This window comes from Type-C symbiont of Plautia stali (assembly GCF_059730935.1).
This window is the reverse complement of sequence record NZ_AP035923.1, coordinates 3,334,358-3,357,005: the sequence shown is the minus strand read 5'-3', so window position 1 is coordinate 3,357,005 and position 22,648 is coordinate 3,334,358. Positions and strand designations below refer to the sequence as shown.

Genomic DNA, 22,648 nt, shown 5'->3' with positions numbered 1-22,648 from the left:
ATGGCTGACTATCGGGGCAGAAAAGTCGTCATCATTGGATTAGGCATTACCGGCCTGTCCTGTGTTGATTTCTTCCTCGCGCAGGGCGTGACGCCCCGCGTGATGGATACCCGTGTGTCACCGCCGGGGCTGGACAAACTGCCAGAGCAGGTGGAGCGCCACGTTGGCGGTATCAACAGCGACTGGCTGCTGGCATGCGATCTGATCATCGCCAGCCCGGGCATCGCGCTGGCGCACCCGGCGCTGAGCGAAGCGGCTGACGCCGGCATTGAAATTGTCGGCGATATCGAACTGTTCTGCCGTGAAGCTCAGGCGCCGATTGTGGCGATCACCGGTTCCAATGGCAAAAGTACCGTCACCACGCTGGTGGGCGAAATGGCGCGCGCCGCGGGCTGGCAGGTGGGCGTAGGCGGCAACATTGGGCTGCCGGCGCTGACGCTGCTTAAATCGCCGGCGCAGCTGTATGTGCTGGAGCTCTCCAGCTTCCAGCTGGAAACCACCTACAGCCTGAAAGCGGCGGCAACAACCATCCTCAACGTCACTGAGGATCATATGGATCGCTATCCGCTCGGCATGCAGCAGTACCGCGCCGCTAAATTACGCATCTATGAAAACGCGGATATCTGCGTGGTGAATGCCGACGATGGCATGACCATGCCGGTGCGCGGCGCCGATCGCCGCTGCGTCAGCTTTGGCATCGACGTGGGCGATTATCACCTCAACCAGCAGCAGGGCAGTACCTGGCTGCGGGTGAAGGGCGAGAAAGTCCTTAATACCGACGAGATGAAGCTGGTCGGGCAGCACAATTACACCAATGCGCTGGCCGCGCTGGCGCTGGCCGATGCGGTGAATATCCCGCGCGCCTCCAGCCTGAAAGCGTTAACCACCTACAGCGGCCTGCCGCATCGCTTCCAGCTGGTGCACGAAGCGCATGGCGTGCGCTGGATTAATGATTCGAAAGCCACCAACGTGGGCAGCACCGAAGCCGCGCTTAACGGCCTGCAGGTGAAAGGTACGCTGTGGCTGCTGCTGGGTGGCGATGGCAAAGGGGCGGACTTTACGCCGCTGGCGCGCTATCTGCAGGGCGACAACGTGCGGCTGTTCTGCTTTGGCCGCGACGGCGACGCGCTGGCCGCGCTGCGTCCGGCAGTGGCGACGCGCACCGACACGCTCGAACAGGCGATGACGCAGATTGCCGCGCAGGTGCAGGCGGGCGACATGGTGCTGCTGTCACCGGCGTGCGCCAGCCTCGACCAGTTCCGTAATTTTGAACAGCGTGGCGATCGCTTCGCGCAACTGGCGAAGGAGCTGAGCTGATGCGTATTCCCGGAGCCAGTATCGCCAGTTTTATTTCGCTGCGCCTGCGTGATTGGGTGATGGGCGCGCGCGACAACGACGACGCGCCGGTGGTGCTGTATGACCGCACGCTGCTATGGCTGACGTTTGGCCTGGCGATTATCGGTTTTGTCATGGTCACCTCGGCCTCGATGCCGGTTGGACAGCGTCTTAACGACGATCCGTTCTACTTTGCCAAGCGTGATGCCTTTTATATCGCCCTGGCGCTGGGGATGGCGTTAGTGACGCTGCGTGTACCGATGGATTTCTGGCAGCGCTACAGCAACGCGATGCTGATGGCCTCGGTGGCGATGCTGCTGATTGTGCTGGTGGTCGGTAGCTCGGTTAACGGCGCATCGCGCTGGATCGCGCTCGGGCCGCTGCGTATTCAGCCGGCGGAGTTATCCAAGCTGTCGCTGTTCTGCTATCTCGCCAGCTATCTGGTGCGCAAAGTGGAAGAGGTGCGGAACAACTTCTGGGGCTTCTGTAAGCCGATGGGCGTGATGGTGGTGCTGGCGGTGCTGCTGCTGGCCCAGCCGGACCTCGGTACCGTGGTGGTGCTGTTTGTTACCACGCTGGCGATGCTGTTCCTCGCGGGCGCCAAACTGTGGCAGTTCCTGGCGATTATCGGCTCCGGCATTTTCGCCGTGGTGCTGCTGATTATCGCGGAACCTTACCGTATGCGCCGCGTGACCTCCTTCTGGAACCCGTGGGAAGATCCGTTCGGCAGCGGCTACCAGCTGACCCAGTCGCTGATGGCGTTTGGCCGCGGTGAGTTCTGGGGGCAGGGCCTGGGCAACTCGGTGCAGAAACTGGAGTATCTGCCGGAAGCGCACACCGACTTTATCTTCTCAATTATCGGTGAAGAGTTGGGTTATGTCGGTGTGGTTTTGGCGCTGTTGATGGTATTCTTCGTCGCTTTTCGCGCAATGTCGATTGGCCGTCGCGCGCTGGAGATCGACCAGCGTTTTTCCGGCTTCCTCGCCTGTTCCATTGGCGTGTGGTTTAGCTTCCAGGCGCTGGTTAACGTTGGTGCGGCGGCGGGTATGCTGCCGACCAAGGGCCTGACGCTGCCGCTGATCAGTTACGGTGGATCGAGTCTGATCATTATGTCGACCGCCATCGTGTTTTTATTGCGCATTGATTATGAAACGCGTCTGGCAAAAGCCCAGGCGTTTACCCGAGGTGCCCGATGAGTGGTAAACGGCTGATGGTCATGGCAGGGGGGACCGGCGGACATGTGTTCCCCGGACTGGCCGTGGCGCATCATCTGATCGAACAAGGCTGGCAGGTGCGCTGGCTGGGAACGGCAGACCGGATGGAAGCCGATCTGGTGCCAAAGCATGGCATCGATATCGACTTCATTCGCATCAGCGGACTGCGCGGTAAAGGCGTAAAGGCCCTGCTGCTGGCACCGGTGCGCATTTTCAATGCGTGGCGCCAGGCGCGCCGCATCATGAAAAACTGGCAGCCGGATGTGGTGCTGGGCATGGGCGGTTATGTTTCCGGTCCGGGCGGCCTTGCGGCGTGGAGTTGCGGCATCCCGGTGGTGCTGCACGAGCAGAACGGTATTGCCGGCCTGACCAATAAGTGGCTGGCGAAGATCGCCACCACAGTGATGCAGGCCTTTCCGGGCGCGTTCCCCACTGCCGAGGTGGTGGGCAACCCGGTGCGTAATGATGTGCTGGCGCTGCCGCTTCCGGCGCAGCGTCTGGCACACCGCAGCGGGCCGATTCGTGTGCTGGTGATTGGCGGTAGTCAGGGGGCGCGCATCCTCAATCAGATCGTGCCGCAGGTCGCCGCCGAACTGGGTGACGCCATCACGTTGTGGCATCAGACCGGCAAAGGTGCACGGGAGACCGTGCAGCAGGCGTATCAGGCCGCTGGCCAGCCGCAGCACAAGGTCACCGAGTTCATCGATGACATGGCGCAAGCCTATGCGTGGGCCGATGTGGTGGTGTGCCGCTCCGGCGCGCTGACCGTCAGTGAAGTGGCGGCGGCGGGTTTACCGGCGATTTTCGTGCCGTTCCAGCACAAAGATCGTCAGCAGTACTGGAATGCGCTGCCGCTGGAAAAAGCCGGCGCGGCCAAAATTTTCGAGCAGCCGCAGTTTACTGCTGCGGCCGTCGCAGACACGCTGCGCCACTGGGATCGCGCCACGCTGCTGGCGATGGCGGAAAAAGCCCGCCAGGTCGCGATTCCTGATGCGACCGAACGGGTGGCACAAGAGGTTGCGCGCGTCGCGAAGTAAGTTAACCGGTCAGTTTGACTGGCCCGCATCTGAATGCAGGTGCAAACGGGAAAACAGGTAACAGAGACAGATGAATACACAACAATTGGCAAAACTGCGTTCTATTGTGCCCGAGATGCGTCGCGTCCGGCACATCCACTTTGTCGGCATCGGCGGTGCCGGCATGGGCGGTATTGCCGAGGTGTTGGCGAACGAAGGCTATCACATTAGCGGCTCCGATCTGGCGCCCAATCCGGTTACGCAGCATCTGGCCTCGCTGGGCGCGACCATTTACTTCAACCATCGCCCGGAAAATGTTACCGACGCCAGCGTCGTCGTGGTTTCCACCGCCGTGGCGCAGGACAACCCGGAGCTGGTGGCGGCGCGTGAGCAGCGTATCCCGGTGATCCGCCGGGCGGAGATGCTGGCTGAGCTGATGCGTTTCCGTCACGGCATCGCGATTGCCGGCACGCACGGCAAAACCACCACCACCGCGATGGTGACCAGTATTTATGCGGAAGGCGGTCTCGATCCGACGTTCGTCAATGGCGGTCTGGTCAAAGCGGCGGGTACGCACGCACGCCTCGGCAGCAGCCGTTATCTGATTGCGGAAGCGGACGAAAGCGACGCGTCTTTCCTGCATCTACAACCGATGGTGGCGATTGTCACTAACATCGAAGCGGATCACATGGATACCTATCAGGGCGATTTTGAGAACCTGAAGCAGACGTTTATTAACTTCCTGCACAACCTGCCGTTCTACGGGCGCGCGGTGATGTGCGTGGACGATGTGGTGATTCGCGATCTGATTCCGCGCGTGGGCCGTCAGGTCACCACCTATGGTTTCAGCGACGATGCGGATGTGCGGGTCGAAAACTACGAACAGCGCGGCGCGCAGGGCCACTTCACCCTGATTCGTCAGGACAAGCCGGTGCTGCACGTGACGCTGAATGCGCCGGGTCGCCATAACGCGCTGAACGCCGCGGCAGCCGTGGCGGTTGCCAGCGAAGAGGGCATTGACGACAACGCTATTCTGGCGGCGCTGGAGAGTTTCCAGGGCACCGGTCGACGTTTCGACGTGCTGGGCGAGTTTGACACCGCAGCCGTTAACGGTAAGCCAGGCAGCGCGATGCTGGTCGACGATTATGGCCATCATCCGACCGAAGTGGATGTCACCATCAAAGCGGCGCGCGCCGGCTGGCCAGAGAAAAAGCTGGTGATGGTGTTTCAGCCGCATCGCTATACGCGCACCCGCGACCTGTTCGATGATTTCGCCAATGTGCTGTCGCAGGTGGATGTGTTACTGATGCTGGATGTCTACCCGGCGGGCGAAGCCGCTATTCCGGGCGCGGACAGCCGTTCACTGTGCCGTGCCATCCGCAATCGCGGCAAGGTCGATCCGATTCTGGTCTCCGAGCACGAAGCGCTGCCGGATGCGCTGGCACCGCTGCTGTCTGGCGACGACCTGGTGATTGTGCAGGGCGCCGGCAACATCGGCAAAATTGCCCGCAAGCTGGCTGAGATTCAGCTGCAGCCGGCTCTGAACACGGAGGCGCGCCATGGCTGAGAAAGTCGCGGTATTGATGGGCGGTACCTCCGCCGAGCGCGAGGTGTCACTGATGTCCGGCAGCGCGGTGCTGGCGGGACTGCGCGAGATGGGCATTGATGCGCACGGTGTCGACACCCGTGACGTCTCAGTGCTGGACCTCCGGCAGCAGGGCTTTGCCAAAGCGTTTATCGCGCTGCACGGTCGCGGTGGCGAAGATGGCACGCTGCAGGCGCTGCTGGAGTTTCTGCAACTGCCCTACACCGGCAGCGGCGTCATGGCGTCGGCCATCACCATGGATAAACTGCGCAGCAAACTGCTGTGGCAGGGCAGGGGATTGCCGGCGGGCAAATTTGTCTGGCTGACGCGCCAGCAGTATGAGCAGGGGCTGGATGCTGCAGCGCAGGCGTCGATTGACGCGCTCGGACTGCCGCTGTTTGTGAAGCCAAGCTGTGAAGGTTCCAGCGTTGGCATCAGCCGCGTGAACCAGGCGGAAGCGCTGCCAGCCGCGCTGCAGGAGGCGTTTCGCCATGATGATGACGTGCTGGTGGAAGCTTTTCTCAGCGGTGCCGAATACACCGTGGGCATCGTCGGCGACGAAATTCTGCCGTCAATCAGAATTCAGACCGCCAGCGAGTTCTATGACTATGAAGCAAAATACATTTCTGACGATACTCAATACTTCTGCCCGAGCGGCCTGAGTGCGGAGAAAGAGGCGGAACTGCAGACATTAGTGCTGGCCGCGTGGCGCGCGTTAGGCTGCAGCGGCTGGGGACGGGTTGATGTGATGGTCGACGGCGACGGCAACTTCCAGCTGCTGGAAGTGAACACCTCGCCTGGCATGACCAGCCACAGCCTGGTGCCGATGGCGGCAAAGCAGGCGGGATACAGCTTCCCGCAACTGGTGGCGCGCATTCTGGAGCTGGCTGACTGATATGTCTCAGGCGGCACTGCGCGTTAGAAATCGCGAACCTCAGGAGCGTGCGCGCTCCGGACGGAGCAACGGAGCACGGCTGTTTGGCATCGTGTTCCTGCTGCTGGTGATGGGCATCATGGTGGCTGGCGGCCTCGTGGTGCTGAAGTGGATGAATGATGCGTCGCGTCTGCCGCTGTCGAAGCTGGTGGTGACGGGCGAAACCCACTACACCACGCACGATGATATTCGTCAGGCGATTTTATCGCTCGGCGCGCCGGGAACGTTCATGTCGCAGAACGTGGACATTATCCAGCAGCAGATCGAGCGTTTACCGTGGATTAAACAGGTTAGCGTGCGCAAGCAGTGGCCTGATGAGCTGAAGATAAACCTGGTGGAGTACGTCCCGGTGGCACGCTGGAATGACTCGCACATGGTGGACGCCGATGGCGTCTCCTTCAGCGTCCCGGCCAGCCACATCGGCAAAGAGACGTTGCCGATGCTGTATGGTCCGGAAGGCAGTGAGAAAGAGGTATTGGCCGGCTATCACACCATGAGTGATGTGCTGCGGGCCAGTAAGTTTACCCTGAAGGTCGCGTCGATGACGGCGCGGCGCTCGTGGCAGCTGGTGACCAGTGACGATGTGCGCATCGAACTGGGGCGCAGCGATACCATGAAGCGTCTGAACCGTTTTATTGAGCTCTATCCGGAGTTACAGCAGCAGGGCCAGAGTCAGAACCAGCGCATCAGCTATGTTGATCTACGCTATGACTCCGGCGCCGCAGTAGGCTGGGCACCGGCACCGATTGAGCCACAGGACAGTAATCAGCAACAAAACCAGGCACAGGCTAAACCACAATGATCAAGGCAACGGACAGAAAACTGGTAGTAGGACTTGAAATCGGCACTGCGAAGGTCGCCGCCCTGGTTGGGGAAATTCTGCCCGATGGTATGGTCAACATTATTGGCGTCGGCAGCTGCCCGTCCCGCGGTATGGACAAAGGCGGCGTGAACGATCTGGAGTCGGTGGTGAAGTGCGTTCAGCGCGCCATCGACCAGGCGGAATTGATGGCAGACTGCCAGATTTCGTCGGTATACCTTGCTTTATCGGGCAAACATATTAGTTGTCAGAACGAAATCGGGATGGTTCCGATTTCCGAAGAGGAAGTCACTCAGGATGATGTGGAAAACGTGGTGCATACGGCGAAATCCGTTCGCGTGCGCGACGAACATCGTATTCTGCATGTGATTCCACAGGAATACGCCATCGATTATCAGGAAGGCATCAAAAATCCGGTTGGCCTTTCCGGCGTGCGTATGCAGGCCAAGGTGCATCTCATCACCTGCCACAACGATATGGCAAAAAATATCGTGAAAGCCGTTGAACGTTGTGGCCTGAAAGTTGACCAACTGATTTTTGCCGGACTGGCATCCAGTTTTTCGGTGCTGACCGAAGATGAACGTGAGCTGGGAGTCTGTGTTGTTGACATCGGTGGCGGTACAATGGATATCGCGGTGTACACCGGCGGCGCGCTGCGTCATACCAAAGTGATTCCCTATGCCGGGAACGTGGTGACCAGCGACATCGCCTATGCCTTTGGCACACCGCCAACCGATGCCGAAGCGATTAAAGTGCGTCATGGTTGTGCGCTGGGTTCGATTGTCGGCAAAGACGAAAACGTCGAGGTGCCGAGCGTGGGTGGACGTCCACCGCGCAGCCTGCAGCGCCAGACGCTGGCAGAAGTGATTGAGCCGCGTTACACCGAACTGCTGAATCTGGTGAACGACGAGATTCTGCAACTGCAGGAGCAACTGCGCCAGCAGGGCGTAAAGCATCACCTGGCAGCCGGTATTGTGCTGACCGGCGGTGCGGCGCAGATTGAAGGTCTGGCGGCCTGTGCACAGCGGGTGTTCCACACCCAGGTGCGCATCGGTCAGCCGCTTAACATCACCGGCCTGACGGATTATGCGCAGGAGCCGTACTACTCGACGGCGGTTGGCCTGCTGCATTACGGCAAAGAGTCACACATGAACGGTGATGCAGAAACGGAAAAACGTGCTTCAGTGGGCAATTGGTTTAAACGCATCAACAGCTGGCTGAAGAAAGAGTTTTAATTTTTTGAAAAAGGAGATCATCAGGCAATGTTTATGATCTCCAGGCGACAGGCACATAACGGAGAGAAATCATGTTTGAACCTATGGAATTAACCAATGACGCGGTGATTAAAGTCATCGGCGTCGGCGGTGGCGGTGGCAACGCCGTAGAGCACATGGTACGCGAGCGTATCGAAGGTGTGGAATTCTTCGCTGTGAATACCGACGCACAGGCGTTGCGTAAAACGGCGGTCGGCCAGACGATTCAGATCGGGACCAATATCACCAAAGGTCTCGGTGCGGGTGCTAACCCGGAAGTCGGTCGTACCTCGGCGGAAGAGGATCGCGAAGCACTGCGTTCTGCGCTGGAAGGGGCAGACATGGTGTTTATCGCCGCGGGCATGGGTGGCGGTACCGGTACCGGTGCAGCTCCTGTGGTGGCAGAAGTAGCCAAAGATTTAGGTATCCTGACGGTTGCGGTGGTGACGAAGCCCTTCAACTTCGAAGGGAAAAAACGCATGGCGTTTGCTGAGCAGGGTATCGCTGAGCTGTCCAAGCATGTTGATTCACTGATCACCATTCCTAACGACAAGCTGCTGAAAGTGCTGGGCCGTGGTATCTCTCTGCTGGATGCCTTCGGTGCGGCTAACGACGTGCTGAAAGGTGCGGTGCAGGGTATCGCAGAACTGATTACCCGTCCGGGTCTGATGAACGTCGACTTCGCCGACGTGCGTACCGTGATGTCAGAAATGGGTTACGCGATGATGGGTTCTGGCGTTGCCTGTGGTGAAGACCGTGCTGAAGAAGCGGCCGAAATGGCGATCTCCAGCCCGCTGCTGGAAGATATCGATCTGTCGGGTGCGCGTGGCGTGCTGGTCAACATCACGGCGGGCTTCGACCTGCGTCTGGATGAGTTCGAAACCGTGGGTAACACCATCCGCGCCTTCGCCTCGGACAACGCGACCGTGGTTATCGGTACCTCGCTGGATCCAGAGATGAACGACGAGCTGCGCGTCACCGTGGTGGCGACCGGTATCGGCATGGACAAACGTCCGGAAATCACCCTGGTGACTAACAAGCCTGCGACTCAGCCGGTCATGGATCATCGCTACCAGCAGCACGGCATGGCGCCGCTGCCGCAGGAGCAGAAACCGGCCGCGAAAGTGGTGAATGACCAGCCAGCGTCATCCAGCAAAGAGCCTGACTATCTTGATATTCCAGCCTTCCTGCGTAAACAGGCAGACTAAGAATATCCTGAGAATTGGGATTCTCCGCTCTTTGTGCTAAAGTGTTCGCCCGCCGGTAATTTATACTGGCGGTCGGATGGGTAATATTGCGAGATAATGCGATGATCAAACAAAGGACATTAAAACGTATTGTTCAGGCGACTGGCGTCGGTTTGCATACCGGCAAAAAAGTCACGCTGACTTTACGCCCTGCGTCGGCTAATACCGGGGTCATCTATCGTCGCACTGACTTGAATCCACCGGTTGATTTCCCGGCTGATGCAAAATACGTGCGCGACACCATGCTGAGTACCTGCCTGGTGAATGATGAAGGCGTGCGTATTTCGACGGTTGAACACCTGAATGCTGCATTGGCAGGTCTGGGTATCGACAACATTATTGTTGAAGTCGATGCGCCAGAAATTCCGATCATGGATGGCAGTGCCGCGCCTTTTGTTTATTTGCTGATGGATGCCGGTGTCGAAGAGCTGAACAGTGCGAAGAAATTCGTGCGCGTGAAGCAAACGGTACGGGTAGAAGATGGCGATAAGTGGGCCGAGATCAAACCGTACAACGGTTTTTCACTCGACTTCACCATCGACTTCAAACATCCGGCGATCGACTCAAGCTCGCAGCGTTACCAGCTCAATTTCTCGGCTGAATCCTTTGTGCGTCAGATTAGCCGTGCGCGCACCTTCGGCTTTATGCGTGAAATCGAATATCTGCAGTCTAAAGGCCTGTGCCTGGGCGGTAGTTTAGATTGTGCGATTGGCCTCGATGACTTCCGCGTATTGAATGAAGATGGCCTGCGCTTTGAAGATGAGTTTGTGCGTCACAAAATGCTGGACGCCATCGGCGACCTGTTCATGTGTGGTCATAACGTGATTGGCGCATTCTCTGCGTTCAAGTCCGGCCATGCGCTGAACAACAAACTGTTGCAGGCGGTACTGGCGAAGCAGGAAGCCTGGGAATGGGCGACCTTCGAAGACGAAGCTGAACTGCCACTGGCCTTCAAAGCGCCAAATTTAGTGCTGGCGTAATAAGTCAGCCATCAAACGGCGGGCTTCCCTGACACCCTCTCCGGTCAGTGGAACCCGCCGTTTTTTATTGCCCGCCGCTGGCGCTGTAATCCCGCTCGCAAAACCCTGTTGTCAGTGATCAAACCCTGCGCAAAAAAACGTGAAATCCGCCGTAAGCCCTTTAATCCCTGATGTCGAAGCCCCACATAAGTGCTATTATCTGGCGCTCATGTAAGCAGGGTACGTAACGCAACTCTGGCTTAGCGCTTAATGACTGGCATGATGGACGAAAGGTGATCGGGATTTTCTCACGCTGGCGACAACTCGGCAGACGCTATTTCTGGCCTCATCTCCTGTTGGGAATGGTGGCGGCCAGTCTCGGCCTGCCTGCCTGTGCACAAAGCGCAGAGCTCACCAGCAGCGACTCGCCGGTCAGCAGCCTGTTTACCGGCAAGGTGGTGCGGTTTGATCACCTGATTCGCCTGCAGGAAAGCGCGCGTCGCCCCAGTTTCAACGTTGATTACTGGCATCAGCACGCCATCCGCACCGTTATTCGCCATCTCTCATTTAGCATGACGCCGCCCGCGACAGCGGAAGCGGAACATGCGTTGCCGCTGGCGGCGCAAAAGCTGGCGCTGATTGACTCGCTGCAGGCGCTGCTGACTTCACCCGCGCAACCTTTAGCCACGATGGCACCGCCGTCGCGAGCGCATCATGTTTCGCCCAACGTTCACTCTTCTGCTGACTGGCAGGCTGCTATTCATGGCATCCGCGCCGGACCTTTCATTGTTTAACGCTAACGTTATTTTCCTTTTTCTGTTTTTTGCCTTTGCAGCCCGTATTGTCACGGCTGAATTGAGATAAATTTATTATGTTAATCAAATTGTTAACGAAAGTTTTTGGTAGCAGCAATGATCGTACTCTGCGCCGCATGCGTAAAGTGGTCGATGTCATCAACAAGATGGAGCCGGAGTTCGTCAAACTGTCTGACGACGAACTGAAAGCGAAAACCGATCAATTCCGCGAGCGCCTGAAAAAAGGTGAAACGCTGGAGAGCCTGATTCCTGAAGCTTTCGCCACCGTGCGTGAAGCCAGTAAGCGCGTGTTTGGCATGCGCCACTTTGACGTGCAGCTGATCGGCGGCATGGTGCTCAACGAACGCTGCATCGCGGAGATGCGTACCGGTGAGGGTAAAACCCTGACTGCGACGCTGCCGGCTTACCTGAACGCGCTGAGCGGCAAGGGCGTGCACGTTGTGACCGTCAACGACTATCTGGCGCAGCGTGACGCCGAAAACAACCGTCCGCTGTTTGAGTTCCTTGGTCTGACAGTCGGTATCAACCTGCCGGGCATGCCGGCAGTGGCCAAGCGCGCTGCCTATGCAGCCGATATCACCTACGGCACCAACAACGAATACGGCTTCGATTATCTGCGCGATAACATGGCCTTCAGTCCGGAAGAGCGCGTACAGCGTAAACTGCACTATGCGCTGGTGGATGAGGTGGACTCGATCCTGATCGATGAAGCGCGTACCCCGCTGATTATCTCGGGTCCGGCCGAAGACAGCTCCGATCTCTACATCAAGGTCAACAAAATCATTCCACACCTGGTGCGCCAGGAAAAAGAAGACTCGGATAACTTCCAGGGCGAAGGTGACTTCTGGGTAGATGAAAAAGCCCGTCAGGCGCACATGACCGAACGCGGTCTGGTGAAAGTGGAAGAGCTGCTGGTCAGCCAGGGCATCATGGATGAGGGCGAATCACTCTACTCGCCGACCAACATCATGCTGATGCACCACGTGACGGCAGCGCTGCGCGCCCATGCACTGTTCACCCGCGACGTTGACTACATCGTGAAGGACGGCGAGGTGATCATTGTTGATGAACACACCGGCCGTACCATGCAGGGACGTCGCTGGTCTGATGGCCTGCACCAGGCGGTCGAAGCCAAAGAGGGTGTGGAGATCCAGAATGAAAACCAGACGCTGGCTTCCATCACCTTCCAGAACTACTTCCGTATCTACGAGAAACTGGCCGGTATGACCGGTACCGCTGATACTGAAGCGTTTGAATTCAGCTCCATCTACAAGCTCGATACCATCGTGGTGCCGACCAACCGTCCGATGGTGCGTAAAGATATGGCCGATCTGGTCTACATGACCGAGAAAGAGAAGATTGACGCCATTATTGAAGATATTCGTACCTGTACGGCTAACGGGCAGCCGGTACTGGTGGGCACCATCTCGATTGAAAAATCGGAAGTGGTATCCCAGGAGCTGACGCGCGCGGGTATCAAGCACAGCGTACTGAACGCCAAATTCCACGCCAGCGAAGCGGATATCGTGGCGCAGGCAGGTCAGCCAGCCGCGGTAACCATCGCGACCAACATGGCCGGTCGTGGTACGGACATCATGCTCGGCGGTAGCTGGCAGGCGGAAGTGGCCGCGCTGGAAAACCCGACGGAAGAGCAGATTGAAGTCATCAAGGCGGCGTGGAAACTGCGCCATGATGCGGTGCTGGCGGCAGGCGGTCTGCACATTATCGGTACCGAACGCCACGAATCACGCCGTATCGATAACCAGCTGCGCGGCCGTGCGGGCCGTCAGGGTGACGCCGGTTCTTCGCGCTTCTATCTGTCGATGGAAGATGCGCTGATGCGTATTTTTGCCTCCGATCGTGTGTCCAACATGATGCGTAAGCTGGGTATGAAGCCGGGTGAAGCGATTGAGCATCCGTGGGTAACCAAAGCAATTGCTAATGCGCAGCGCAAAGTGGAAAGCCGCAACTTCGATATCCGTAAACAGCTGCTGGAATACGATGACGTCGCTAACGATCAGCGCCGCGCCATTTACAGCCAGCGTAACGAACTGCTGGATGTCTCTGACGTTTCGGACACCATCAACAGCATCCGCGAAGATGTGTTCAAAGCCACTATCGACACTTACATTCCGCCGCAGTCGCTGGAAGAGATGTGGGATGTTCCGGGGCTGGAAGAGCGTCTGCGCAATGATTTCGATCTGGATCTGCCGATTGCTGAGTGGCTGGATAAAGAGCCGGATCTGCATGAAGAGACGCTGCGTGAGCGCATCATGAGCCGCGCCAGCGAAAACTATGCGGCGAAAGAAGAAGTGGTCGGCGCAGAAATGATGCGCAACTTCGAAAAAGGCGTGATGCTGCAAACGCTCGACTCGCTGTGGAAAGAGCATCTGGCGGCGATGGACTATCTGCGTCAGGGTATCCATCTGCGTGGCTATGCGCAGAAGGATCCGAAGCAGGAGTACAAACGTGAATCTTTCGCCATGTTTGCCGCGATGCTGGAGTCGCTGAAGTACGAAGTGATCAGCACCCTGAGCAAAGTGCAGGTGCGGATGCCGGAAGAAGTGGAAGCGATGGAGCAGCAGCGTCGTGAAGAAGCAGAGCGCCTGGCACAGCAGCAGCAGCTCAGTCACGTCGATGACGACACCGCAGCGGCCGCTGCACTGGCGGCACAGGGCGGTGAGCGAAAAGTGGGACGTAACGATCCGTGCCCATGCGGCTCAGGTAAAAAATACAAACAGTGTCACGGTCGTCTGGCCTGATAACAAAAAGGAGCCCGCGGGCTCCTTTTTCTTTGGCTGATTAGCGGGTAATCGCCATCAGCTTCTCCTCATTCAGCCGCACGCCATGGTAGGGCAGCGTAACCAGCAGCCCATCCGGCAAACCATAGCGTTTCAGCAACGCCCGGCTCTGAAACAGCAGCTGGTGATAGTTGTTATCGCTGATCCCCGGATAGCTCTCATTCCATACCGTGGCAATGATCTGCCGTTTGGACGTGATGCGCAGCAGCAGGCAGGAGAAGAAGCGCTTCTGCGCTTCATTAAGCGGGATGGTCTTCTGTTCTGGCCACCAGGTTAAGGTGTTTTGCGCGCTGTCGAGCGTCAGGATGTCGTGAAAAACCAAATGGCGTAAGGTATTCATCTGTTTCTGTGCGTCTTGCGCCAGAAACGTTGTTAGTTTGCGTTCCATGTGTAGTCGGCCTGGCTAGAGTAAAGTGGCTGCGAGTATTCCCAACATGGCGCCGTGCGATCATTACGACCTGTCTTAATAACTGGAATCTGTGCGACAGGATCGCGGTGAAGCCGACAGCAGTTAACATCGTCCGGCGTCTGCTTTAAAATCAGCGCTCACTCACTACAAGCGGAATCCAGCTTATGAAACACCTGCAGGTGGCGGTGGGCATCATTCGCAATGCCAGTCGTCAGATCTTTCTTGCCCAGCGCGCAGCAAGCTCCCACATGGCCAACAAATGGGAGTTCCCGGGCGGAAAAATTGAACAGCACGAAAGCGCAGAACAGGCGTTAAAACGTGAGCTGATGGAAGAAACCGGTATTGAAGTGACGGCGGCGAAAGCGATTGGTCAGGCCGACCACAGTTACGATGACCTGCGTGTTACGCTGCATTTTTTCCTGGTGGAGGGCTGGCAGGGTGAGCCGTGGGGACGCGAAGGTCAGCCGCAGCGTTGGGTCGAGCAGCGTGATTTAGTGGCCGATGAATTTCCACCTGCCAACCACGCCCTGATTGCCCGCTTAGTGGCGGGCGAGATTTAAACTCAGGGGCCGCGTGCCCCTGCCGATCACGACTGCTCTTCACTCCAGTCGTCACTCTCCGTCATGTCTCCGCTGCTGGGAATGCGTTTCTCCTCAGCGGCCCACTCGCCCAGGTCGATCAACTGACAGCGTTTGCTGCAAAACGGGCGCCACGGGCTGAGTTCATCCCACATCACGGCTTTACCGCAGTTGGGGCAAGGTACGGTAATCATCTCTTCCTGCATAACATCCTCTAACAACAGGCTAATTCAAAATTCAGTCGCGCCGGTACTTCGCCGCGTTCGCTATCGAGCGGTAAAAAGCGGATGGCATAGCGGCTTTTATGACCAGAGACCTGCGGATAGAGCGCATCTTCCAGCGTCAGCTGCAGGCGCAGCAGGTCGGACCCTTCGGCGTTATCCTGATAAAAGCCGTTGAGGCTGGTCTGATGGCGAAACACGCCCGACTGACGAATCAGGTTGAGGATCATCGTCAGGCTGTTGCGCAGCGGATCGAGCGAGGCCAGCCAGCTATTCACCACAGTATCGCGCAGCGCCTGTGGCTGGTGCAGCCAGATGTGTAAACCCGGCAGATCAAAACTGCAGCAGCCGCCGGGAATGCTCAGGCGCTGACGCACTGAGGCAATCAGCCGGTCTTCGCGCAGCTGCTGGCCCATGCGCGGCGCGGCCATCAGCTCGCTGGATTGCTGCTTCAGCTGTTCGCGCAGCTGGCTGACGGTGTGTTCATCGACACCCGGCACATCCAGCCAGGCACGCAGTTTTTGCTGCTGACGCTCCAGCTCTTTTAACAGCTCGGTGCGCATATCGCCGCGTTCGAAGATATCCAGCAGGTCGCCAATAATACGAAACACACCCAATGCCGCAACCGAGCTGTTGACCGGCAGCGTTTCGTGCAGCTGGTTGATCAAAAACTCCACGCGCAGCCAGGTGCGCATTTTCTCATTCAATGGGTGTTCAAACAGAACCACTGTGCTCATGATATTAATCCCGTCCGGTTGCTGCCAGGCGCAAATAGCGCTGGTGAAGTTCAGCAACGCGCGGCAAAGCCTGTTCCGGCGTGCCACTGTTATCAATGATGTCATCCGCGCAGGCTAAACGCTGCTGACGGCTGGCCTGCGCGGCAAGAATCCGTTGCGCCTGGCTGAGAGAGATACCATCACGCTGGCGGGTGCGCTGCAGCTGCGTGGCCTCATCGACATCCACGACTAATACCCGATCAGCCTGATGCTGCAGACCATTTTCTACCAGCAGCGGCACTACCCACATGACGTAAGGCGAAGCCGCCTGCGCCTTCAGCTGCTGGGTACGGGCGTTAATCAGCGGGTGCAGCAGTTGATTGAGCCAGTTTTTCTCTTGCGGCTGCTGGAAAATAATTTCCCGCAGCCGCGCGCGATAAAGCGTGCCTTCTGCGGTCAGAATCGATTCTCCGTGGCGTTTCACAATCGCATTGAGCGCAGGTGTGCCCGGTTCAACCACCTCGCGGGCAATCACATCGGCATCAATGATGTCGACGTTCAGCGCGGCAAAAGCGTTAGCAATGGTGCTTTTACCACTACCAATGCCGCCGGTCAGTGCAACGGTAAAAGGCATAGCGTTCTCTCAACATTTTCTCATCTGCCGCAGCGTGATGAGAGCCCGATCACAATCGGTTTTCTCAGCTAAATTTAACGGATTGTAGCTTAAATAAAGTGAAATTCGCAGTCTTGTCGCGGAACGAATGGCGCGTATGATAACGACACTGGAGCCGTGAGCGCTACCCGAACTGCGGTTCGTCGTCACTAACCAGGACACTCTGCTATGCGTATCGAAGAAGATGTAAAACTGGGCTTTAAAGATGTATTGATCCGCCCGAAACGCTCCACCCTGAAAAGCCGTTCTGAGGTTGAGCTGGAACGCACGTTCACCTTCAAACATTCAGGCCTCGCCTGGTCCGGCGTTCCGGTGATTGCCGCCAACATGGATACCGTCGGCACCTTTACCATGGCCGAAGCGCTGGCTGGCTTCAACGTGCTGACCGCCGTTCACAAGCACTACAGTGTTGAAGCGTGGCAGACCTTTATCCAGCGCGTACCGGCCACGGTGCTCAGCCACGTGATGGTCTCCACCGGGACCTCAGAAGCAGATTTCACAAAGTTAAGCGCGATCCTCGCACTGTCACCCCAGCTCAATTTTATCTGTATTGATGTGGCAAACGGCTACTCCGAGCACTTTGTTGCCTTCCTGCAGCGCGCGCGGGAAAGCTTCCCGGGGAAAACCATTTGTGCCGGGAATGTGGTGACCGGTGAAATGGTCGAGGAGCTGATTCTGTCCGGTGCCGACATTGTGAAGGTGGGAATCGGTCCGGGTTCGGTCTGCACCACACGCGTCAAAACCGGCGTTGGCTACCCGCAACTCTCTGCGGTGATTGAGTGTGCTGATGCGGCGCACGGCCTCGGCGGGCAGATTGTCAGTGACGGCGGTTGCGCCGTGCCGGGCGATATCGCCAAGGCGTTCGGCGGCGGCGCTGACTTCGTGATGCTCGGCGGCATGCTGGCGGCACACGATGAGTGCGAAGGCACTCTTGTTGAAGAGCAGGGCGAGCAGTTTATGCTGTTCTACGGCATGAGCTCCGAATCCGCGATGAAACGTCATGTGGGCGGTGTGGCGGGCTACCGCGCCGCAGAAGGTAAAACCGTTCGTCTGCCGCTGCGTGGACCGGTCGCGGAGACGGTGAAAGATATCCTCGGCGGGCTGCGTTCGGCCTGTACTTACGTCGGCGCAGAGCGCCTGAAAGAGCTGACCAAACGCACCACCTTTATTCGTGTGGCAGAACAGGAAAACCGCGTCTTTAACCGCTGATGTGCCGCAACGGGCGCCGCGTGCGCCCGTTTAACGTATGGCGTCTCCCAGACCAAATACCGGCAGATACATGGCAATCACCAGCGTGCCGACAATGCCGCCAATCACCACCATCATTAATGGCTCCAGCGAAGCGGCGAGGCTGTCTGCGCGCGTCAGCGTTTGCGCTTCGTGCCACTCCGCCAGTCGCGCCAGCATCACATCCAGCGCACCGGCCTCTTCACCAACGCGGATCAACTGAGCGCACAGCGGTGTAAACAGCGGATGTCCCTGTAGCGCCTGATGCAGCGGTGCGCCAGCGGCAATGTGCTGCTGTAACGCCACGATGGCATCGCGCCATAGTCGCGCGGCCAGCGTCACTTCCACCGCCTGCAGGCTTTGCAGCAGCGTCAGTCCGGCCTGCTGCGTCAGTTGCAGAATCGCATATATCTGGCTGAGCTGACCGCCGCGCCACAACGGGGCCAGCAGCGGAAGCCGCAGCAGCCACTGCTGGCAGCGCTTTTGCCACGCAACGGATCGTCGGTAGGTCAGACGCGCCAGCCACCCGGACGCCACACCGCACAACAGCAGCGGCAGCGCCGCCTGCTGCAACAGTGCCGACAGCGCCATCACGCCGGCGGTAAAGGCCGGCAGCGGTGCGTCAAAGCTGGCGTACACCGCAACAAATTCCGGCAGTACAAACAGCAGCATCCCGGCGCTGACCGCCAGCGCCACCAGCAGGATAAACAGCGGATAGCGCAACGCTTTCACCACTTTCTGGCGCAGAAACTGTTGCCTGCTCTGCTGTAGTGCCAGCTGACGGCAGCACTCGTCCAGTTGCCCGGTCAGCTCACCTACCTGCATCAGTGCCGGAAACAGCGGCGGGAAAATATCCGGCCAGGCGCGCAGCGCCTGAGAAAACGGCTCTCCGGCCATGACCCGCTGTTGCAGAAGGCTCAGCAGCACGCGCCAGCCTGCATGAGGATGGCCGCTGGCCAGCAATGTCAGACTCTCCGCCAGCGGCAGCCCGGCTTTCAGCAACGTCGCCAGCTGGCGCATCAGGTCAATTTTCTGCTGCCACTTCCAGTCACGCGCGCGCCAGCATTTCCCGCGCTGCCAGCTCACCACCAGCAGGCCGCGATCGCCCAGCTGGCCGAGCAGGGCATCCTGCGTGGGCTGCAGCGACTCTCCCTCCTGCAGCAGGCCCATACTGTCCAGTGCCTGCCAGTGAAACTGGTAGCGATTAGCCATTGCCAAGGCCCACCACGCGCTGCATCTCCTCGAATGAGGTGTCACCGCGGCTCACCGCCTCCAGCCCGGCGGTCAGCAGCGTTTTCATTCCCTGCTCCGCGGCCAGCGTCAGCAGGTGCTCCAGCGGCATATCAGCCGAGATGGCGTTCTGCAATCTGCTGCTCATCGGCAGGATTTCAAACAGCGCCAGGCGGCCGTAGTAACCGGAGAAGCAGTGATCGCAGCCGGGCGCACGCCAGGTTTGCAGCGTGCCGGGCCACATGTCGCCCGGCAGATGGGCAATCGCCTGGCCCGGCTGACGGCAGTGCACGCACAAACGGCGCACCAGCCGCTGCGCCACCACCAGCTGTAACGCCGGGCCAAGCAGATAGCCGGGAATGTCCATCTGCCGTAAGCGGGTCAGGGTTTCGGCCGTCGAGTTGGTGTGCAAGGTTGAGAGCACCAGGTGTCCGGTCTGCGCCGCTTTTACGGCGATGCTGGCGGTTTCAGCATCACGGATTTCGCCGATCATAATGACGTCCGGATCCTGCCGCAGCAGCGCGCGCAATACGCGGTTAAAATCGAGACCGCTCCGTGGCTGTACCTGTGTCTGGTTAATCCCCTGTAGCGGAATTTCCAGCGGGTCCTCCACGCTGCAGACGTTTTTCTCCGGCACGTTGAGGGCGCTCAGGCTGCTGTACAGCGTAAAGGTTTTGCCGCTGCCGGTTGGGCCGGTGACCAGAATCAGCCCCTGCGGTTTGGCCAGCGCGTTTTTCAGCAGGCGCAGCTGTGGTACTGGCATGCCCAGCTTATCGAGCGCAATGGCGCTGTTTTCGCTTTGCAGCAGGCGCACCACCGCTTTTTCCCCCTGGCTGACCGGCAGGGTCGACAGGCGGAACGCCGCCGGTTTGTCATCCATCTCCAGACTGAACTGGCCATCCTGCGGCAGCCGACGCTCCGCGATATCCAGACCGCCGAGAATTTTCAACCGTGCCAGCACGGCGGCGGGTGGGGCATCCGGTAACTGCGGCAGCGGATGCAGCACGCCGTCAATCCGCAGCCGTACGCGCAGCCCGTGACGCTGCGGTTCAAAGTGCACATCGGAGGCGCGTCGCTGTATGGCCTGGCGCAGAATCTGATCCACCGCGTGAATGGCGGACTCGGCGCTGGCCTGTTCGCGCGGTGCCGCACTGCTTTCTGGCTGGTGCAGCAGCTGCTCCAGCCGTGCGGCGGGCCAGCATTCGACCTCGACTGCGCACTGGCTGGCAAACTGCAGCGCCTCTAACAACAGCGGGTCTGGCGCGTCCGCGACCGCCACGCGCAAGTGCGTGGCGTCGTGGTGCAGTATCACGGCCTGATAGCGGGCACACAGCGCCTGCAGGGTGCTATCCGGCTTATCCATTGTTTTCTTCCTTGTCGGCAAAGCGGAACTGCTCGAGACAGCTGTCGCGCAGGCTGGTGTTGTCGCTGGTGCAGCTGCGTTGCCAGCTGAGTGCGCCTTCCGCCGCATTCCATATCGGCAACATTGCAACGGTTAACCCCGTCAGGCTCTCCTGGCCGGTCAGCGTAATGGCACCATTGACCACGCTCAGGTTCGCCACATAGCGTGAGCCTTTGGCGGCGGGAATACCGCGCTCGCCGGCCTGACACTGCGCCGGTCCGCCGCGCTCAATGGCGCACAGCTCCACGGCAGTTTTATAGGGCACCATGGTTTGCAGCATGTCGGTCAGCGCGGCACGTTGCAGATAATTTTGGTAAGCGGGCAGGCCAATGGCGCTGAGGATGGCGACGATACCGATAACAATCATCAGCTCGATCAGGGTAAAACCGCGTTGTTTATCCATAATGAGGCTCCTTGTTGTGGAGCCGCAACGGTAAGAAAGGGCGGGCAAAAGCGGAAGGGGGCGCGTTTCAATCCCGGAAAGGGGCGCGCAGACAATGTAGCGCGTTACAGGCGAAGCCACATGATGATGGAAGCCGGCTCGCAAACTGCCGCCAGCACCGGCGGCATGGCCAGACGTCAGACTTCGCGAAAACGCATCGACAGATCGAGTGCCTGCACGTGCTTAGTCAGCGCGCCCACCGAGACATAATCCACTCCGGTGGCGGCGATCTGCGGCAGCGTCGTCTCCGTCACGTTGCCGGACACCTCCAGCAGTGCGCGCTTCGCAGTCAGCGTAACCGCCTGCTGCATCATCGCCAGCGTGAAGTTATCCAGCATGATGATGTCGGCGCCGGACGCCAGCGCCAGCTGCAGTTCGCTGAGACTTTCCACTTCCACCTCGACCGGCACATCCGGGTGCAGCCACAGGGCTTTCTCCACCGCTTTACTGACCGAACCGCTGGCAATGATGTGGTTTTCTTTAATCAGGAAAGCGTCGGACAGGCCCAGGCGATGATTCTGCCCGCCGCCGCACAGCACCGCATACTTGAGCGCGGTGCGCAGGCCTGGCAGGGTTTTGCGCGTATCCAGCAGCTGGGTATTGCTGCCAGATAAGAGCGCCACATAGCGGTTCACGGCTGTCGCTACGCCGGAGAGCGTCTGCACAAAGTTTAACGCGGTGCGTTCTGCCGTCAGCAGCAACCGCGCCGGTCCCCGTAATTCAAACAGCAGCTGATCGGCCACCAGCGGTTGGCCGTCTTCGACGTGCCAGGTAATGGAAACGTTATTGCCCAGCTGGGTAAACACCTCTTCCACCCAGCGTTTACCACAGAAAACACCGGCTTCGCGGGTGATAACGCGCGCTTCAGCCTGCGCCGCCTGCGGCAACAGCTGGGCGGTGATGTCGCGGTCCGCGTCAACGTCACCGCCTAAATCCTCCTGAAGCGCGCGCGCCACGGTTTCCGGGATATCCAGCTGAATACGTTTAAGCAGTTCCTGACGACGATGTTCGGGATTATAACGACGCGACACCATGATTTTGCGGCTCCACCCTGCGGATTACGTGCGCTCACCTTAGCCTGATTTTGCAGCTATTGCCAGACACGCCAGGTGAAATGTTTAGTATCCTTAACTTGCTGATGCCATAACGCATTAAGTCACAAGCAGTGAGGTGGAATCATGGTATTCTCAGCCAGATTTTGTTCAGGATAACAGGCATGAAACTGGAACACGGCTGGATCACGAGCGCACGCAAGGTGCCGTCGCCGCACTTCAATGCGCGGCCGGATAACGAAGCGCCGTCGCTGCTGATCATTCATAACATCAGTCTGCCGCCGGGCGAATTTGGCGGTCCGTGGATTGACCGGCTGTTCACCGGTACGCTACCGGCTGATGCGCATCCCTATTTTGCGGATATCGCCCAGTTACGCGTGGCGGCGCACTGTCTGATTCGCCGTGACGGTGAGCTGGTACAGTATGTTTCCTTTGACCAGCGCGCCTGGCACGCCGGCATTTCGCAGTTTGCCGGACGGGAAAACTGCAACGATTTTTCTATGGGCATTGAGCTGGAAGGCACTGACACGCTGCCCTATACCGATGCCCAGTACGCTACGCTGCAGCAGGTTACCCGCCTGCTGATGCAGCATTATCCGCTGACGCCGCAGCGTATCACCGGTCACAGCGATGTTGCGCCGGAACGCAAGACCGATCCCGGTCCGGCATTTGACTGGATACGCTATAAACAGGCTATCGGGCAGGAGCACCCCTGACAC

At 58.7% G+C, this 22,648-nt stretch carries 22 protein-coding genes; 14 read left to right on the top strand and 8 right to left on the bottom strand.

The features are described from left to right. The 11 genes from murD (at position 1) to secA (ending at position 13,940) form a co-directional block, all read left to right on the top strand. The gene (gene murD / locus AC6I7J_RS15935; RefSeq protein WP_394515617.1) at positions 1–1,317 is read left to right on the top strand and encodes a UDP-N-acetylmuramoyl-L-alanine--D-glutamate ligase; all 1,317 of its coding nucleotides are present in this window, start codon (positions 1–3) and stop codon (positions 1,315–1,317) included. After that, a complete protein-coding gene (ftsW, locus tag AC6I7J_RS15930) occupies positions 1,317–2,531 on the top strand; it encodes a cell division protein FtsW (protein ID WP_021507561.1) in 1,215 nt (404 codons plus the stop codon). The genes murD and ftsW overlap by 1 nt, the downstream gene beginning before the upstream one ends. Then, positions 2,528–3,586: an undecaprenyldiphospho-muramoylpentapeptide beta-N-acetylglucosaminyltransferase gene (gene murG / locus AC6I7J_RS15925; protein ID WP_059010288.1), complete on the top strand. Its 1,059-nt coding sequence runs from the start codon at positions 2,528–2,530 to the stop codon at positions 3,584–3,586. The genes ftsW and murG overlap by 4 nt, the downstream gene beginning before the upstream one ends. A 70-nt stretch (positions 3,587–3,656) precedes the next feature. After that, positions 3,657–5,132 carry a UDP-N-acetylmuramate--L-alanine ligase gene (murC, locus tag AC6I7J_RS15920; RefSeq protein WP_031279704.1) on the top strand — a complete coding sequence of 492 codons (1,476 nt, stop codon included), beginning with the start codon at positions 3,657–3,659 and terminating at the stop codon, positions 5,130–5,132. Next, positions 5,125–6,045 carry a D-alanine--D-alanine ligase gene (locus AC6I7J_RS15915; protein ID WP_058770620.1) on the top strand — a complete coding sequence of 307 codons (921 nt, stop codon included), beginning with the start codon at positions 5,125–5,127 and terminating at the stop codon, positions 6,043–6,045. The genes murC and AC6I7J_RS15915 overlap by 8 nt, the downstream gene beginning before the upstream one ends. A 1-nt stretch (position 6,046) precedes the next feature. Continuing rightward, positions 6,047–6,886, top strand: a complete 840-nt coding sequence (ftsQ, locus tag AC6I7J_RS15910; protein WP_021507557.1) for a cell division protein FtsQ — start codon at positions 6,047–6,049, stop codon at positions 6,884–6,886. Further along, positions 6,883–8,139, top strand: coding sequence for a cell division protein FtsA (ftsA, locus tag AC6I7J_RS15905; RefSeq protein ID WP_013507861.1), 1,257 nt, complete (start codon positions 6,883–6,885; stop codon positions 8,137–8,139). Before ftsQ ends, ftsA begins: the two co-directional genes overlap by 4 nt. A gap of 71 nt (positions 8,140–8,210) precedes the next feature. After that, entirely contained in the window at positions 8,211–9,365 is a 1,155-nt protein-coding gene (gene ftsZ, locus AC6I7J_RS15900; protein ID WP_021507556.1) for a cell division protein FtsZ, read from the top strand. 101 nt (positions 9,366–9,466) lie between these two features. Continuing rightward, complete coding sequence (gene lpxC / locus AC6I7J_RS15895) at positions 9,467–10,384, top strand: UDP-3-O-acyl-N-acetylglucosamine deacetylase (RefSeq protein WP_031279703.1); 918 nt, start codon at positions 9,467–9,469, stop codon at positions 10,382–10,384. 272 nt (positions 10,385–10,656) lie between these two features. Then, entirely contained in the window at positions 10,657–11,157 is a 501-nt protein-coding gene (gene secM / locus AC6I7J_RS15890; protein WP_141496248.1) for a secA translation cis-regulator SecM, read from the top strand. A gap of 77 nt (positions 11,158–11,234) precedes the next feature. After that, positions 11,235–13,940 (top strand): preprotein translocase subunit SecA, encoded by a 2,706-nt coding sequence (secA, locus tag AC6I7J_RS15885; RefSeq protein ID WP_058780441.1) that lies wholly within the window; start codon positions 11,235–11,237, stop codon positions 13,938–13,940. Between the two features lie 40 nt (positions 13,941–13,980). On the opposite strand, the gene AC6I7J_RS15880 is transcribed toward secA, so the two are convergent. After that, complete coding sequence (locus AC6I7J_RS15880; protein ID WP_227746431.1) at positions 13,981–14,319, bottom strand: winged helix-turn-helix domain-containing protein; 339 nt, start codon at positions 14,317–14,319, stop codon at positions 13,981–13,983. 233 nt (positions 14,320–14,552) lie between these two features. Here AC6I7J_RS15880 and mutT point away from each other — a divergent pair, with 233 nt between their 5' ends. After that, a complete protein-coding gene (mutT, locus tag AC6I7J_RS15875; protein ID WP_010618124.1) occupies positions 14,553–14,948 on the top strand; it encodes an 8-oxo-dGTP diphosphatase MutT in 396 nt (131 codons plus the stop codon). A 26-nt stretch (positions 14,949–14,974) separates the two neighbouring features. Here the strand turns inward: mutT and yacG are convergent, their stop codons facing one another. From yacG to coaE, 3 genes are read right to left on the bottom strand one after another with little or no spacing between them, the layout of a single operon-like run. Next, complete coding sequence (gene yacG, locus AC6I7J_RS15870; RefSeq protein ID WP_021507551.1) at positions 14,975–15,172, bottom strand: DNA gyrase inhibitor YacG; 198 nt, start codon at positions 15,170–15,172, stop codon at positions 14,975–14,977. An 8-nt stretch (positions 15,173–15,180) separates the two neighbouring features. Beyond that, entirely contained in the window at positions 15,181–15,924 is a 744-nt protein-coding gene (zapD, locus tag AC6I7J_RS15865; protein ID WP_498006148.1) for a cell division protein ZapD, read from the bottom strand. 4 nt (positions 15,925–15,928) lie between these two features. Next, positions 15,929–16,537: a dephospho-CoA kinase gene (coaE, locus tag AC6I7J_RS15860; protein ID WP_088516649.1), complete on the bottom strand. Its 609-nt coding sequence runs from the start codon at positions 16,535–16,537 to the stop codon at positions 15,929–15,931. A 207-nt stretch (positions 16,538–16,744) separates the two neighbouring features. On the opposite strand from coaE, the gene AC6I7J_RS15855 reads away from it, so the two are divergent. Beyond that, positions 16,745–17,785 carry a GMP reductase gene (locus tag AC6I7J_RS15855; RefSeq protein WP_021507548.1) on the top strand — a complete coding sequence of 347 codons (1,041 nt, stop codon included), beginning with the start codon at positions 16,745–16,747 and terminating at the stop codon, positions 17,783–17,785. Positions 17,786–17,815: 30 nt separating this feature from the next. Here AC6I7J_RS15855 and hofC read toward each other — a convergent pair whose 3' ends face one another. The 4 genes from hofC to nadC all read right to left on the bottom strand — a co-directional run bounded on the left by hofC (position 17,816) and on the right by nadC (position 21,911). Continuing rightward, entirely contained in the window at positions 17,816–19,015 is a 1,200-nt protein-coding gene (gene hofC / locus AC6I7J_RS15850; protein WP_498006146.1) for a protein transport protein HofC, read from the bottom strand. Further along, complete coding sequence (gspE, locus tag AC6I7J_RS15845) at positions 19,008–20,396, bottom strand: type II secretion system protein GspE (RefSeq protein ID WP_058770613.1); 1,389 nt, start codon at positions 20,394–20,396, stop codon at positions 19,008–19,010. Before gspE ends, hofC begins: the two co-directional genes overlap by 8 nt. Beyond that, on the bottom strand, positions 20,389–20,838 hold the full coding sequence (gene ppdD / locus AC6I7J_RS15840; protein ID WP_058759497.1) for a prepilin peptidase-dependent pilin: 450 nt from the start codon (positions 20,836–20,838) through the stop codon (positions 20,389–20,391). Before ppdD ends, gspE begins: the two co-directional genes overlap by 8 nt. 176 nt (positions 20,839–21,014) lie before the next feature. Next, positions 21,015–21,911, bottom strand: coding sequence for a carboxylating nicotinate-nucleotide diphosphorylase (gene nadC / locus AC6I7J_RS15835; protein WP_059010285.1), 897 nt, complete (start codon positions 21,909–21,911; stop codon positions 21,015–21,017). Positions 21,912–22,093: 182 nt separating this feature from the next. Here nadC and ampD point away from each other — a divergent pair, with 182 nt between their 5' ends. Further along, positions 22,094–22,645, top strand: coding sequence for a 1,6-anhydro-N-acetylmuramyl-L-alanine amidase AmpD (gene ampD, locus AC6I7J_RS15830; protein WP_010618114.1), 552 nt, complete (start codon positions 22,094–22,096; stop codon positions 22,643–22,645). The last annotated feature ends 3 nt before the right edge of the window (positions 22,646–22,648 follow it).

Excerpts from the sequence above, each read along its gene's own strand:
- murD (WP_394515617.1), top strand. The coding sequence starts at position 1 with ATGGCTGACTATCGGGGCAGAAAAGTCGTCATCATTGGATTAGGCATT.
- ftsW (WP_021507561.1), top strand. The coding sequence starts at position 1,317 with ATGCGTATTCCCGGAGCCAGTATCGCCAGTTTTATTTCGCTGCGCCTG.
- murG (WP_059010288.1), top strand. The coding sequence starts at position 2,528 with ATGAGTGGTAAACGGCTGATGGTCATGGCAGGGGGGACCGGCGGACAT.
- murC (WP_031279704.1), top strand. The coding sequence starts at position 3,657 with ATGAATACACAACAATTGGCAAAACTGCGTTCTATTGTGCCCGAGATG.
- AC6I7J_RS15915 (WP_058770620.1), top strand. The coding sequence starts at position 5,125 with ATGGCTGAGAAAGTCGCGGTATTGATGGGCGGTACCTCCGCCGAGCGC.
- ftsQ (WP_021507557.1), top strand. The coding sequence starts at position 6,047 with ATGTCTCAGGCGGCACTGCGCGTTAGAAATCGCGAACCTCAGGAGCGT.
- ftsA (WP_013507861.1), top strand. The coding sequence starts at position 6,883 with ATGATCAAGGCAACGGACAGAAAACTGGTAGTAGGACTTGAAATCGGC.
- ftsZ (WP_021507556.1), top strand. The coding sequence starts at position 8,211 with ATGTTTGAACCTATGGAATTAACCAATGACGCGGTGATTAAAGTCATC.
- lpxC (WP_031279703.1), top strand. The coding sequence starts at position 9,467 with ATGATCAAACAAAGGACATTAAAACGTATTGTTCAGGCGACTGGCGTC.
- secA (WP_058780441.1), top strand. The coding sequence starts at position 11,235 with ATGTTAATCAAATTGTTAACGAAAGTTTTTGGTAGCAGCAATGATCGT.
- AC6I7J_RS15880 (WP_227746431.1), bottom strand. The coding sequence starts at position 14,319 with ATGAATACCTTACGCCATTTGGTTTTTCACGACATCCTGACGCTCGAC.
- mutT (WP_010618124.1), top strand. The coding sequence starts at position 14,553 with ATGAAACACCTGCAGGTGGCGGTGGGCATCATTCGCAATGCCAGTCGT.
- yacG (WP_021507551.1), bottom strand. The coding sequence starts at position 15,172 with ATGCAGGAAGAGATGATTACCGTACCTTGCCCCAACTGCGGTAAAGCC.
- zapD (WP_498006148.1), bottom strand. The coding sequence starts at position 15,924 with ATGAGCACAGTGGTTCTGTTTGAACACCCATTGAATGAGAAAATGCGC.
- coaE (WP_088516649.1), bottom strand. The coding sequence starts at position 16,537 with ATGCCTTTTACCGTTGCACTGACCGGCGGCATTGGTAGTGGTAAAAGC.
- AC6I7J_RS15855 (WP_021507548.1), top strand. The coding sequence starts at position 16,745 with ATGCGTATCGAAGAAGATGTAAAACTGGGCTTTAAAGATGTATTGATC.
- hofC (WP_498006146.1), bottom strand. The coding sequence starts at position 19,015 with ATGGCTAATCGCTACCAGTTTCACTGGCAGGCACTGGACAGTATGGGC.
- gspE (WP_058770613.1), bottom strand. The coding sequence starts at position 20,396 with ATGGATAAGCCGGATAGCACCCTGCAGGCGCTGTGTGCCCGCTATCAG.
- ppdD (WP_058759497.1), bottom strand. The coding sequence starts at position 20,838 with ATGGATAAACAACGCGGTTTTACCCTGATCGAGCTGATGATTGTTATC.
- nadC (WP_059010285.1), bottom strand. The coding sequence starts at position 21,911 with ATGGTGTCGCGTCGTTATAATCCCGAACATCGTCGTCAGGAACTGCTT.
- ampD (WP_010618114.1), top strand. The coding sequence starts at position 22,094 with ATGAAACTGGAACACGGCTGGATCACGAGCGCACGCAAGGTGCCGTCG.